Source organism: Vibrio sp. 03_296, from assembly GCF_002265885.1.
Genome location: NZ_NPKW01000797.1, coordinates 1 through 620 on the forward strand (window position 1 = coordinate 1; position 620 = coordinate 620).

At 53.1% G+C, this 620-nt stretch carries 1 pseudogene; it reads left to right on the forward strand.

Annotated features, from left to right (window positions below):
* Positions 1-594, forward strand: a pseudogene (locus CIK04_RS27955) (GMC oxidoreductase); the annotation flags it as partial.
* Positions 595-620: the final 26 nt, after the last annotated feature.

A 620-nucleotide genomic window follows, 5' to 3' on the forward strand; every position in this document is an offset into this window, starting at 1 on the left:
CGCGGCAATGCGTTACGATGGACAAGCCGCCTTTGATGGTCATGGCTTCCAAGTCCATGTTGGGCCAAACAAGCCTGAGAGCGAGCCAGTGTTGAGGATCGTCGTCAGCCAATCCATTGGACAAACCCAAAATTCAGTTTAACTACTTATCGACCGAGCGCGATCGTCAAGATTGGCGAGATTGTATCCGCCTTACTCGCGAAATTTTGGCACAGCCAGCAATGGATGAGTTCCGTGGTGAAGAGATACAGCCCGGCATCAATGTCGTGACCGATGCGGAAATCGATCAGTGGGTGAAAGAGAACGTCGAGAGCGCGTATCACCCTTCATGCTCATGCAAATGGGCGCAGACGATGACCCAATGGCGGTGCTCGATGAAGAGTGTCGTGTACGAGGAATCACCAACCTGCGCGTAGTGGATTCCTCCGTTTTCCACGATTCCTAACGGCAATCTTAATGCGCCTACCATCATGGTGGCGGAAAAGAGCCGCCGATTTAATTTTGCATAAACAGCCGTTGCCTCCGCAGCGCTCAAAGGTTTGGCTAGCCCCGAGTTGGGAAACTCAGCAGCGGACTGGAGAGCCGATGAGATAAGCCACGCCAAACAGCGTGCCCTACAT